This is a genomic window from Calothrix sp. NIES-2100, from assembly GCF_963875285.1.
Lineage (GTDB): Bacteria > Cyanobacteriota > Cyanobacteriia > Cyanobacteriales > Nostocaceae > Aulosira.
The window spans coordinates 2,588,122-2,600,546 of record NZ_CAWNLA010000001.1 but is presented as its reverse complement, the minus strand read 5'-3'; the positions used below and the strand labels follow the sequence as shown (position 1 = coordinate 2,600,546).

The window sequence follows — 12,425 nt, the reverse complement described above, 5'->3', positions numbered from 1 at the left end:
ATACAGATAAATTGGTTATTACTGAAATAAAAATAAAGCGGGAGGAACATCCACACCGCTTTTTGCCTACGTGTATTTCAAAAATTAAATATGAGTCCTATAGTTCAATAAGCTTGGTGTTAAGGGGACAAGGGGGACAAATAAGTCATGCCCAATGCCCCATGCCCAAAAAAGTCAAGAGTCCAGAACGGAAACATTGGCTCTGGACTCTTGACTCTCGACTATTTTGATTTATTCAGGATTCGAGTCAGTGTAACGGTTGCGGATACGCTCAGCTTCCGGACAGTCTTCGGTCATGAGAGGTTCTACATTACCGCGTGGTACTGAGGCTAGCTTTTGGGTTACAGCACCAATACTTTCGAGCCGAACCATCTCTTCCCAAGAACAAACTTCATCCTCTTCTTCTGTTTCATAGCGTAGGGTCACTAAATCTCCCTCGATATCAATGATGCGGGCGCGTTCTATCCAGCGTTGCTGGTCCCGCAAGAATACACATACCTCCCGCCCATCGCAACACAACTGATAAATCTTGCGGTGTAGCATGTACTGCTTCTGCCTTTTTAAACAACGTAGTTAAACCTTTCAAAATCTGGGTTTTACCCCAGCGTATAACAAACTGAAGAAATTAGTTTTACAGTTACGTGTAACTACGTATTTTGACCCAAACTCAAGATTTGCGTGTAGTTGTCACAATCTCAGGAAATTTTGGGTCATCACCTCATAGTTACTACGTTGGTGAAACTAAAACTCCTTCAGGTCTCTTCAGCGATTGTACACTTCATAGAAGTCATACAATTCGGGATTTGTCCTAACTTGGTTAATCCTGGCTGGTGAGTTCTTCCTATCATTATGTAATAATAGATACTCCGAAACAAGCATTGGTTGCGGTTGTTTGAGTTGCCTACTTGTAGTCATTGGCATTGCTGGGAAGTCCGGGAACTCGGCTGTACTTTTACCCCTATGTATTTGATCTTAACTCATTCTCTGGCTGTCCTGAATGGTTTTAGACAATAACACTGCAAGAGTTTTTGAGTAGAGGGTTATTTGACTGATGTGACACGTCCCGTTTAGGAGCAACTATGCAACGCCAAAGTCAACTTCTGTAGGGGTATCAGCAAGATTTGTTCCCTAAGGGAAATTCCATGAATAGTTTTGAGGATGCTTCTCGTTTAATTTGGCCTGCACGCACTGCATCATATAGCGCCGCCAGGGCTAGCAAATCATCTGACTGATAACACTTCGTCGCTAGAACTTGGTGCAGTAGACCCTCAGATTCAACACTAAGACATCCAGTTTGAAAAGCAGATTCAACAATTGTGCGAATCATGTTGATTAGGGCTTAGTTAGCAATTTGTTACCTCCAGTATGAAATAAACCCTGATTTTAGAAATTGATATAAAACAGCAAGCAATGGTGATTATAATTACATTATTTTGTGATCCCCATCATAGATAAAATTCATACTGTCTGAATACTGGATTGTCTTGAATTTAATACAGTTTGGAAATAAACCAGCCATATTTTTCAACGTACAAACTGAAAATCAGACTAAATAATATGATAATCAATTATACAGCATTTTTCAGTAAATGCCGATAGAAGTTTGGGTATTTAAATTCTACATAGGGATAATAATATACACATAACTAAGGCAAAACCTGGCGGAAATCCTCATCTCGATCGCTCAATTGTACCCAATCCAGATTTAAAGACCGTAGTTTTTGCACCAAGCGATCGCAAGCGGGGCGTTCGGTAGCATAATGTCCAGCGTCAATCAAAACCAAACCGCGATCGCGACTTTCTTGGAATTGATGAAATTTACAATCGGAAGTTAGATAAGCAGTCGCACCAGTTTTCACAACCGCCGAAATATAACTAGCACCAGAACCGCCTAAAACCGCCACTCGAGAAACTTCTTGGTGTAAATCGGCAGTTGGTGACACAATCAAATTTGGGGGTGACAGGCGAGTGTGGATTACCGCCAATAATTCCTTTAAAGCGATCGCAGGCTGGATTGTGCCCACCCGACCATATCCTAAGCCATTTTGGGTGGGGACGATGGGGGTGATGTCCTGGAGTTCTAAAACTTGAGCTAAAACATCAGCCGTCCCATCCTGTACTTGGTCAAAATTCGTATGGGCGCTGTAAATCCCGATATTGTGGAGAAAAGCTAACCTTACCATATCCGCGATCGCTTCACCAACGCGGAAAGACTTGGGAGGGCTAAAAATGAGGGGATGATGGGCAAAAATCAGATTAGCATGATTAGCGATCGCTTCTTGCATCACTGCCAAAGTCGGCGTTAAACACACCAAAACCCTAGTGCTTTCTTGTAAAATCCCCGGCTCAACCTGCCAACCGCAATTATCCCAGCTTTCACTCCAAGCCGGATTTGCCCATTCTTCAAACCACGTAATTAAGTCAGCAATTTTCATTAAATTTCAATAGCTACCAAGCGGGCTAATTATTTTATGCCCAATTAAGCTCACAGAAAACTGTGGCTTAAGTAATATTTAATGATTAGCCCCCTCAAGCAAAAGTTCTAACCAGAGATATGGACAACCAACTCTCTGACATGACTACGCTGACGATGTTCCCAAACATAAATACCTTGCCAAGTACCCAAAACCAAGTGACCGCGATTTATGGGAATATGTTCGGAAGTGTGGGTCAGCGCTGAACGGATATGTGCCGGCATATCATCAGGGCCTTCCGCATCATGAATATACTTCCCTGATTCTGGTACAAGTTTCGCCATAAAGTTAGCTAAATCTACTAGCACATCAGGATCGGCATTTTCTTGAATCACTAAACTAGCAGAAGTGTGGCGTAAAAATAGAGTACAAAGACCAGTTTCCACCCCGGACTCGGCAACGATCGCTTCAACTTTTGAGGTGATATTTTGAAAAGATTTGCCAGTAGTGGAAACTCTGAGTAGCTTTTGGTAATGAGTCATCTGCAATGAGTTAAAAGTCCACTGAGCGTCAGAATACGCTTGTTGATTGAGAATATATCACACAAATGTTTAAAGAGTTTGTAGTCAGCGGCTCTAGTCTATTATCCGTTCCATTAATACATATATACTAAAATTGAGCGATCGCGCTGTGGCAGTTACGTCAGTCCTGTAATTGCGAAGGTAAGTAGATGAGGATAACTGCTGAAGATTTGCTGCGGCGTTATGCTGCTGGGGAAAGAGATTTTAGCGGAGTTGACTTGAGTGGAATTGACCTGAGCGGTGCTGTCTGGGATGGTGAAAATCCGATTGGTGCCCCCGATTTGAGTGGAATTAATCTCAACCGAGCCAATCTGATGAAAACTCGTTTGGTTGGGATCAATTTCAGTGGTGCTAATTTCAGTAGAGCCTATTTTTATTGGGCTGATTTGAGAGTTGCTAATTTTAGCAACGCCACCTTGAGAGAAGCTAACTTCAAGTGCGCCGATTTGATGGGTGTCAACTTTGGCGGTGCGGATTTGAGACAAGCCAACTTGTCCGATCTTGAACCAGGAGGAATTAACTTCAGTGGTGCCAATTTGGAAGATGCCGATTTGGGGCACAGCAACTTGGCTAATGCTAACTTCAGGGGAGCTAATCTGAAAAATTCTAGGTTGATTAGCGCCAACTTGGAACGTTCCAATCTCAGCGGTGCCGACCTCAGCGGTTTGGACTTGTATACCTGCAATTTTGAAAATGCCATCTTGAGGGGTACTAATTTGAGCGGTGCCGAGTTGAGTGGTGCTATCTTCAAAGGTGCGGATCTGACTGATGCCAACTTGACTGATGCTATGAACGCTCACCTCAAGAATGTTATTCTCTGCAACACCATCATGGATGATGGAACTGTTGTGAGTAATGTCCGTGAATGAAGAAGAAACATCATTGTAATCAGTCCAGCGCTACCTAAATCTGTGGTTTCTTCACCCATTAAATTTGCAGTGCGATCGCTTCTAGTTCATAGCTACAATTAAATTAAAAATCCAGATGACTGAGGAAATAGAAAGAGCCGATAATGATTCACCGTGGAAAGAAATATTAGAAGCATACTTTCCCCAAGCCATGCATTTTTTCTTCCCAGAAACAGCCAAATTAATTAACTGGGAACGTCCCCATGAATTTTTAGATAAAGAATTTCAGCAAATCAGCCGTGATGCTGAACAAGGCAGAAGATACGCCGATAAATTAGTCAAAGTTTGGCTTTTTCAAGGACAAGAAATTTGGCTGTTAATTCATGTGGAAATTCAAGCCAAATCGGAAGATAACTTTGCCCAAAGAATGTTTTCCTATAACCTGCGGATATTTGACAAATTTGGTAAACCAGCCATTAGCTTGGCAATTTTGTGCGATGCTGACCTAAATTGGCGACCAAATCAATACAATTACAATTATCCCAATACCAGGCTAAATTTTGAATTTGGCACTGTCAAGCTTCTCGATTATCAAAACCGATGGCAAGAATTAGAGAAGAGCGATAACCCATTTGCAACGGTTGTCATGGCACATTTGAAAACGCAACAGACGAATAAAAAACCAGGAGAACGGAAAAGTTGGAAATTTAGTTTAATCCGGCGATTATACGAACAAGGGCTGCAAGAAAAAGATATTCGTAACCTCTACCGATTTATTGATTGGGTTATGATTTTACCAAAAGCATTGGAAGCAGAATTTTGGCAAGAATTTAAGCAATTTGAGCAGGAGCGAACTATGAGCTATGTAACCACTGGTGAACGTATTGGCTACGAACGGGGAGAGCAAGAAGGTAGGCAAAAACAAGCACAAGAACTTGTGCAACGGTTACTAAAAAAACGGGTGGGAGAATTATCGCCAGAAGTTCAAGAACGCATTAAATCGCTTTCCCTAGAGCAATTAGAAGCGCTTGGCGAGGCTTTGTTAGACTTTACGGGACTAGAGGATTTACGTAGCTGGTTGTCAGCAAATCCTGCTGAGTAGGATTTTCGGTTGTGGGAATGGTTTTGAGCGATGCATTAACCAAGTAGTCCACCACACCAACTTTGCTATTATGCAAGGAAAGCGAAAGTTGAGGGAGAGCGATGAAAAGTGATTCTCAGTGCGATCGCTCATCGCTCCTAAATTGAGTTAACTTGAAAATATTTGCGGACATCAGCTGTGATCGCTTCATTTTCATCAATCTTCTAAGATGTATGTTTCTAAATTTTCATCCCAACTTAACCGACAACGGTTTTGTTTTAACCATTCCTTAATTGCATCCGGATTTCCAAAGGGACTTAAACCAGGAGGTAATGGTAGAAGTCTGTTCACAACCCCAGCAAGATGATTTACTCTTCCTCTTCCACCTGGAATGTTATCCACAATATCTTCGGCAACATCCAATCGTCCAAATGTAAAAAGTCCAATACTAATTATAAATAAACCATTTTTTTCAGCCTTTAAATCTGATGCTGACGCACCTTGATTAATTAGGTTTGATAGCCTACTTTTTGCTTTTTCATATTCGGATTCTAAATATTGACAAAAGGCTGTATCAGGTTCAGCATCGGGACTAGTTTGATATCTTCGGAATTCCGAAAAAATTGATTTCCGAAAGTGCCTTGCGGTAGAAATTCTTTCGCTCATTTTTACTTACCTTATGTAGTTCGGGAATAGGCTTTTAGATCCCCGACTTCTTGAAGAAGTCGGGGATCTAAACCCTCGCAAAAGCTTTAGTTAACTTGAAAATATTCCAGAACAGCAGCTGCGATCGCTTCATTTCCATCTTTCGCAATTGGTTCAGATATCTTAGCTTGCACAAGAGGTTGATGCAGAAAATCCCAACTACTTTGAAATAACTCAGTTGGGCTAAGGATCTGATGCTGATTATAATTAGTCAACCCTTCAATTAAAAAAGCTGCTTCCGCAAAATCTTCGCGGGTAACGGTAACAAGGGGTACTTGCAACCGAGTAGCCTCCGCAAAAGTACCGTAACCAGGTTTAGAGACAACTCGCCCACAAATCGTCATAAAATCCACAGGGCGGTGTTTTCGGTCAGTAATTTTCACCAAATTAGGTAAATCGGGAGCAGATTGATCGAATACAATAAATTGCCAATCGGGGAAAAGGCGCAGGTTATCGTAGGGAAGCTGCTGTAAACCTAAACCGCCAAAGGTTAGCAGAATAGTTTTTTCTAGGGGTGCGGTAATCCCCCAATGCGATCGCACCTCATCAGCAGTGTAGCGAGGTGAACCACCTGTTAAGCCCACATCTATAATATTGGTAAAAGCTGACATCGGTTCATGAAACGGGAGGCGATATAGGCGATCGCATTGCGCATAACAATCACTAATCCACTCAGCAATAGCCAAAAATTCCCCGCCCCAATCTCGATAAATTAAATCCCAGCCAAAGTTACTCATCGACCAGCAGGGGATATTTGCGGCTTTAGCAATTAACGAAGCCAGAAAGGGAATATCAGCCAAAATCAGATGAACGCGATTTTGACGAATAAAATTGACTTCCCCAGCAATTAAAGAATGTTGATTTTTCTTAATTTCTAATAACTTTGCCGAGGTGGCTGCTCGATCCATCGTCAAGCTATCTGCTTGCACTACACCCAAATCAAAAGCCCTAGGGCGATGGATAAAATCGCCGTCGATATAACACTCTAGTAACCAGCGTGGCGCAGTAGTCACCATAATTAGCAGCACTTCGGGACACAACTTTTGAATCGTTGCGGCGACTGAAGCCATGCGCGTCGCATGACCAAAACCGTGGTTAGTAATGGCTAAATATAAAATAGGGCGTTCCATAAAAGAAAATGTATTTGCAAGCCACAATTAATTTAGCGGGTCTGGGCAACTTTTGGTGATAATTTTAGCAAGTAGGTGAGGAAGCGAAGCATCAGCAAGACCTGCGATCGCTGTTATTCATCAGCCACTCCACTCATAAAGCGTGTTAATCTACCATCCATTGTCAATGTCTCAAATCCAGGAAAAAACTAATTACGAATTAAAATTCCTAAAGATAGGTAGTAGATAGGAGGAGTAAAATAGACAATAGATGCTGTATATCAGCCAGATTTTTTCAGTAATACAATTTTAAAATTTACCTAAATTAGCAAATTTTGAATTTTTTTTGAGGGATTAATGGATGATAAGATTAGCCAGCAAAATGTCATCTTAATCGTAGATGACAATTATGATAATTTAAAATTATTGCTTGAGTATCTAGAAGAATCAGGCTTTAAAGTATTAGTGGCTGAAGATGGTTTCAGCGCCGTTGAAATCGCAGAAAATGCCTTACCAGATTTAATTTTATTAGACGTATTGATGCCGGGAATGGACGGTTTTGAAACTTGTCAACGGTTAAAAAGCAATCCAGACACTGAAAATATTCCCGTCATTTTCTTAACAGCCCTTGCAGATAAAGTTGATCTAGTTAAAGGCTTGAATTTGGGAGCAGTGGACTATATCACCAAACCCCTAGCTCATGATGAAGTTTTAGCTCGGATTAAAATTCACCTGCGCCTGCAAAATCTTACCAAAAAACTCACAGAACAAAATGAACGCTTGGAAGCAGAAATTTCTGAGCGCCTGCAAGCAGAACAGCAAATCCGCGAACAAGCAGCTTTATTAGATGTCACAACAGATGCAATCATTGTCCAAGACTTGAATAACCAAATCCGATTTTGGAACAAAGGCTCTGAGCATCTGTATGGTTGGACTCAAGCAGAAGCAATTGCCAAAAATGCCAATCAACTGCTTTATAAACCAGAGATGTTATCGCAATTGCCAGACATCGAAAAAAGTTTAAATAATAATGGTAAAGGCTTATGGCAAGGTGATTTATCTCAAATTACAAAAACAGGTAAAGAAATCATCGTGTCCAGTCGTTGGACAATCATGCGCGATTTAGAGGGACAACCGAAATCAATATTAATAGTCAACACTGATATTACAGAGAAAAAACAACTCGAAGTGCAGTTTCTCAGGGCGCAGCGGATGGAGAGTATTGGTACATTAGCCAGCGGGATTGCTCATGATTTAAATAACGCGCTGACACCCATGCTCATGATCGCTCAGCTCCTAGAAATTAAGCTAGCAGATGAAAACAGTAAACAATGGCTAGAAATCCTCAAATCTAATATTAAACGAGCAGCTGATTTAGTCAAACATGTACTATGTTTTTCACGAGGATTTGAAGGCAAATTCAGCACATTACAAATCAAAGATGTGATTGCAGAAACTGAACAAATTATTAAACAAACATTTCCCAAATCTATTACTATGCATATCGATGTTGCCACACCAAGCCTGTGGAACATATCAGGTGATGCAACTCAAATCCACCAAGTACTATTGAACCTTTGTATTAATGCTCGTGATGCCATGCCAGACGGTGGTAAGCTGACGATTTCTGCGAAAAATGTCTGGATTGACAGCAATTGTGCGCGCATGAATATTGATGCCCAGGTTGGGCATTATGTTCTAATTACCGTATCCGATACAGGAAAGGGTATTCCCAAAGAAATAATCGATCGGATTTTTGAGCCGTTTTTCACCACAAAAGACGTAGGACAAGGTACAGGACTGGGGTTATCAACAGTTATTGGAATCGTGAAAAGTCACAATGGTTTTGTCAAAGTAGTGAGTGAAATCGGAAAAGGAACAGAATTTCAGATATATTTCCAAGCTGCGCAGACAATTGAAACAGAAAATGCCTTAACAGGGTACGATGAAATACCTTCAGGAAACGGAGAATTAATCTTAATTGTAGATGATGAAGAGTCAATTCGAGAAATTACGAAAACGGCTTTAGAAAAAAATGCTTACAAGGTTTTAGCTGCCAAAGATGGCATTGAAGCAGTTGCCTTATATACCAAACATAAACAAGAGATTAATGTTGTCTTAATTGATATGATGATGCCATCTATGGATGGGCCGATGGCGATTCGTGTACTGAAAAAAATTAATCCAGAAGTCAAAATAGTAGTAGTTAGTGGACTGACTACTAATCATGAATTAATTGCCAATCTAGATGATAGCATCACAACTTTTTTACCAAAACCTTATACATCACAAGAATTGTTAAAAAGTGTACAGACGATGCTTGATGCCAACTCACAAATAATTCGTAATTCGTAATTCGTAATAGTCATTGGGCATTGGGCATTGGGCATTGGGCATTGGGCATGACTTATTTATCTCCCTTGCCTTGTCCTCCTTGTCCCCCTTGTCCCCCCTTCGGGTTCGCAGTCGCCTGCGGAGGGAAACCCTCCCGCAGCGCTGTCTCACCTTGTCCCCCAAGCCCCTAACCCCTAGCCCCCATCCATCTAATTCCAATCCTGTTCTTCCTTCTTGCCACGACTTTGATAAATTCCCCCAACATCGTGAAGCTGGCGAGTTTTCTCAAATAATTGGGCTTGGGTCAAACCCCAACGCTGCAAGACTTTATCCAAGTCTTGTTGAATTTCTCGCGCACCGGGAAAGCCTTGATAACGAATCTTCAGGCGAGCTAGTTCTGCTAAATTATAATTTGTCGCCTCTTGAGCTAGTAAAATATCAATAGTGGGGCGATCGCGGTTTTGCAAAGGATGCTGTTGGTCTTTACCACCAGATGCTTCAGCCATCGTTTGTCCTAAGTTATGAGTCCTGAGTTATCAGTCTAGCCCAGAGTCAAGGCACAAAAAAGCCCAACCTAAACACTGAAGATTTTACTGTAAATTAGATAACTTCTCACATCTTCAGTATTGCAGTCAGCACCTAAGCTACGGCAACCACACCTTAACTCTTACGGCTCTCACTACTGTCATTCAACTTTAAATAAAGATACATTGTCATTAAGAAAATACATGAAACTTTAGATAAGGGTGAGTAGTATTTCACCCGAAAGCCTAGCAGCAAGGGAGCAAGAACCCGCTATGTTTGAACACTTCACTTCCGAAGCAATTAAAGTAATTATGCTAGCTCAGGAGGAAGCACGTCGCCTGGGACACAACTTTGTAGGAACAGAGCAAATTCTCCTCGGGCTGATGGGAGAAGGAACTGGGGTTGCTGCTAAAGTGCTGACCGAATTGGGCGTGACTCTTAAAGACGCACGTCGCGAGGTCGAAAAAATTATTGGTAGGGGTTCTGGCTTTGTACCACCAGAAATTCCTTTTACTCCTAAAGTAAAAAGCCTGTTTGAGCAATCGTTTAAAGAAGCTCATAGTCTGGGGCACAACTTCATTAATACAGAACACTTACTTTTAGGTTTAACCGAAGCTGGTGAAGGTGTAGCTGCCAAAGTACTGCAAAATCTAGGCGTTGACCTCAAAACCATCCGCGCAGCGGTGATCCGTAATTTAGGTGAAAACGCCAGTGTTTACGCAGCAGGTGGTAATCAAAAGCGCCAGCAAGCACTCAGCCTGGAAGAGTTTGGCAGAAATCTTACCAAACTAGCTGGGGAAGGTAAGTTAGACCCAATTGTCGGTCGCGATAAAGAAATTGAACGTGCGATTCAAATTCTCGGACGCCGGACGAAGAGCAATCCCGTGTTGATTGGGGAACCGGGAGTAGGGAAAACAGCGATAGCCGAAGGACTAGCGCAAAGGATAATTAACCAAGACGTCCCCGAAGTTTTGCAAGACAAGCAAGTAATCAGCCTCGATATGGGCTTGGTAGTTGCAGGAACCCGCTTCCGGGGCGATTTTGAAGAGCGCATCAAGAAAATCGTCGATGAAATTCGCACCGTTGGCAATATCATCCTCGTGATTGATGAAATTCACACCTTAGTCGGTGCTGGGGGAACAGAAGGCGGCTTAGATGCAGCCAATATCCTCAAACCAGCCTTAGCTAGAGGTGAACTCCAATGCGTTGGTGCAACCACCTTAGACGAGTACCGCAAGCACATCGAGCGGGATGCAGCCTTAGAGCGGCGTTTCCAACCGATAATGGTAGGCGAACCCACAGTACCCGAAACCATTGAAATTCTTTACGGCCTGCGGGGAGCATACGAGCAACATCATAAAGTGACAATTTCCGATGCTGCTGTAGTTGCAGCTGCGCAATTGTCAGACCGCTACATTAGCGATCGCTTTTTGCCAGATAAAGCCATAGACTTGATTGATGAAGCCGGTTCTCGCGTGCGTCTGCGGAATTCTCAGATTTCGCCCAACAAAGAACTCAAACGCGAACTCGCAGGTGTCACTAAATCCAAGGAAGAAGCAGTCAGACTCCAAGATTTTGACAAAGCCGGGAAACTGCGCGATCAAGAATTGGAATTGCAAGCAAAACTCAACGGCGATGAAAATGGGACAGTAGCCAAAACTCCTGTTGTCGATGAAGAAGACATCGCCCAAATCGTCGCTTCCTGGACAGGCGTTCCCGTCAACAAACTCACAGAATCCGAATCAGAGTTACTGTTGCATCTGGAAGACACACTCCATCAACGCCTCATCGGTCAAGAACAAGCAGTTACCGCCGTATCTCGTTCTATCCGTCGCGCCAGAGTTGGGTTAAAGAACCCCAATCGCCCAATTGCTAGCTTTATCTTCTCCGGTCCCACTGGAGTTGGTAAAACAGAATTAGCCAAAGCATTAGCTTCCTACTTCTTCGGCTCAGAAGAAGCCATGATTCGCCTGGATATGTCCGAATACATGGAAAGCCACACCGTATCCAAGCTGATTGGTTCACCTCCTGGTTACGTAGGCTACGACGACGGCGGACAACTAACAGAAGCCGTGCGGCGCAAACCATACACAGTCCTGCTATTCGACGAAATCGAAAAAGCACACCCCGATGTATTCAATATGCTGCTGCAACTGTTGGATGACGGTCATCTTACCGACGCTAAAGGTCGGAAAGTAGACTTCAAGAACACCTTAATTATCTTGACATCTAACATTGGTTCCAAGGTAATTGAAAAAGGTGGCGGTGGTTTAGGCTTCGACTTCGACAACCAAGCCGACGCTAGTTACAACCGCATCCGCAACTTGGTAAATGAAGAACTCAAAGCTTACTTCCGTCCAGAGTTCCTCAACCGTCTTGATGACATTATCGTCTTCACCCAACTTTCTAAAGATGAAGTCAAGCAAATTGCTGACATTCTCTTGCGTGAAGTTGCTGGTCGCTTGACAGAAAAGGGAATTACCTTAGAAGTCACAGAACGCTTCAAAGAACTTGTAGTTCAAGAAGGTTACAACCCCAGCTACGGTGCTAGACCATTACGTCGCGCCATCATGCGCCTGTTAGAAGATTCTCTAGCTGAAGCTTTGCTAGGTGGTCGCATCGTTACTGGAGACACAGCCATTGCTGATGTTGACGACGATGGTAAGGTACAAATCCAAAAATCTGAGAAACGAGAGTTACTGTTAGCAAATGTTGGCTAATGGCTGGCTAATATTTATACCATGTCACTTTTGCTGTAACATATGAGAACCATTCCACATCCTGCCTGCCGCAGAAGAGAGGAGTATCTTTGATAGAAGTGAAATGGT

At 42.5% G+C, this 12,425-nt stretch carries 11 protein-coding genes; 4 read left to right on the top strand and 7 right to left on the bottom strand.

Going from position 1 to position 12,425, the window contains the following annotated elements; translation table 11 throughout:
* Window positions 1–231: 231 nt before the first annotated feature.
* From AACU32_RS11220 to AACU32_RS11205, 4 genes are all read right to left on the bottom strand, one after another.
* The gene (locus AACU32_RS11220; RefSeq protein ID WP_086765716.1) at window positions 232–543 is read right to left on the bottom strand and encodes a DUF6679 family protein; all 312 of its coding nucleotides are present in this window, start codon (window positions 541–543) and stop codon (window positions 232–234) included.
* Window positions 544–1,111: 568 nt separating this feature from the next.
* On the bottom strand, window positions 1,112–1,327 hold the full coding sequence (locus AACU32_RS11215) for a hypothetical protein (protein WP_096599644.1): 216 nt from the start codon (window positions 1,325–1,327) through the stop codon (window positions 1,112–1,114).
* Window positions 1,328–1,646: 319 nt separating this feature from the next.
* Window positions 1,647–2,435 carry a Nif3-like dinuclear metal center hexameric protein gene (locus AACU32_RS11210; RefSeq protein WP_096599643.1) on the bottom strand — a complete coding sequence of 263 codons (789 nt, stop codon included), beginning with the start codon at window positions 2,433–2,435 and terminating at the stop codon, window positions 1,647–1,649.
* 107 nt (window positions 2,436–2,542) lie between these two features.
* Window positions 2,543–2,956, bottom strand: a complete 414-nt coding sequence (locus tag AACU32_RS11205) for a secondary thiamine-phosphate synthase enzyme YjbQ (RefSeq protein ID WP_096599642.1) — start codon at window positions 2,954–2,956, stop codon at window positions 2,543–2,545.
* A gap of 188 nt (window positions 2,957–3,144) precedes the next feature.
* On the opposite strand from AACU32_RS11205, the gene AACU32_RS11200 reads away from it, so the two are divergent.
* Window positions 3,145–3,864, top strand: a complete 720-nt coding sequence (locus tag AACU32_RS11200; protein ID WP_096599641.1) for a pentapeptide repeat-containing protein — start codon at window positions 3,145–3,147, stop codon at window positions 3,862–3,864.
* A 115-nt stretch (window positions 3,865–3,979) separates the two neighbouring features.
* Window positions 3,980–4,945, top strand: coding sequence for a DUF4351 domain-containing protein (locus AACU32_RS11195; RefSeq protein WP_096599640.1), 966 nt, complete (start codon window positions 3,980–3,982; stop codon window positions 4,943–4,945).
* 195 nt (window positions 4,946–5,140) lie between these two features.
* On the opposite strand, the gene AACU32_RS11190 is transcribed toward AACU32_RS11195, so the two are convergent.
* Both AACU32_RS11190 and AACU32_RS11185 read right to left on the bottom strand, forming a co-directional pair.
* Entirely contained in the window at window positions 5,141–5,590 is a 450-nt protein-coding gene (locus AACU32_RS11190; RefSeq protein ID WP_096599639.1) for a hypothetical protein, read from the bottom strand.
* Window positions 5,591–5,676: 86 nt separating this feature from the next.
* Entirely contained in the window at window positions 5,677–6,759 is a 1,083-nt protein-coding gene (locus tag AACU32_RS11185; protein WP_096599638.1) for a glycosyl transferase, read from the bottom strand.
* Between the two features lie 336 nt (window positions 6,760–7,095).
* On the opposite strand from AACU32_RS11185, the gene AACU32_RS11180 reads away from it, so the two are divergent.
* The gene (locus tag AACU32_RS11180) at window positions 7,096–9,093 is read left to right on the top strand and encodes an ATP-binding response regulator (RefSeq protein WP_096599637.1); all 1,998 of its coding nucleotides are present in this window, start codon (window positions 7,096–7,098) and stop codon (window positions 9,091–9,093) included.
* A 188-nt stretch (window positions 9,094–9,281) separates the two neighbouring features.
* Here the strand turns inward: AACU32_RS11180 and AACU32_RS11175 are convergent, their stop codons facing one another.
* Window positions 9,282–9,578, bottom strand: coding sequence for a DUF3288 family protein (locus tag AACU32_RS11175; RefSeq protein ID WP_096599636.1), 297 nt, complete (start codon window positions 9,576–9,578; stop codon window positions 9,282–9,284).
* A gap of 291 nt (window positions 9,579–9,869) precedes the next feature.
* Between AACU32_RS11175 and AACU32_RS11170 the strand changes: the two genes are divergently transcribed.
* Window positions 9,870–12,317, top strand: a complete 2,448-nt coding sequence (locus AACU32_RS11170; RefSeq protein ID WP_096599635.1) for an ATP-dependent Clp protease ATP-binding subunit — start codon at window positions 9,870–9,872, stop codon at window positions 12,315–12,317.
* The last annotated feature ends 108 nt before the right edge of the window (window positions 12,318–12,425 follow it).